This is a genomic window from Pseudoalteromonas sp. Angola-30 (assembly GCF_028599215.1).
Classification (GTDB): Bacteria; Pseudomonadota; Gammaproteobacteria; order Enterobacterales; family Alteromonadaceae; genus Pseudoalteromonas; species Pseudoalteromonas atlantica.
The window spans coordinates 1-283 of sequence record NZ_JAQREI010000087.1 but is presented as its reverse complement, the minus strand read 5'-3'; the positions used below and the strand labels follow the sequence as shown (position 1 = coordinate 283).

At 35.0% G+C, this 283-nt stretch carries 1 rRNA gene; it reads right to left on the bottom strand.

Going from position 1 to position 283, the window contains the following annotated elements:
* Positions 1–207: 207 nt before the first annotated feature.
* Positions 208–283, bottom strand: a 16S ribosomal RNA gene (locus tag PSH54_RS20715); the annotation flags it as partial.

The window sequence follows — 283 nt, the reverse complement described above, 5'->3', positions numbered from 1 at the left end:
TCATAAATGATTAAATTGGCACTGAATGATACTGCTATCATTCTTTTTTACTTTTGAAAACTCTGTACAAATAACAATGTTATTCATACGAATTTTATTATCAGCTTTTCCAAATTTTTAAAGAGCATATTAATTAACTAAGCCAGTGGCTTAACTAATTAACAATCATCTGTGTGGACACTACGAACAAATAAGTTCTAAATCGTATAAGGAGGTGATCCAGCCCCAGGTTCCCCTAGGGCTACCTTGTTACGACTTCACCCCAGTCATGAATCACTCCGTG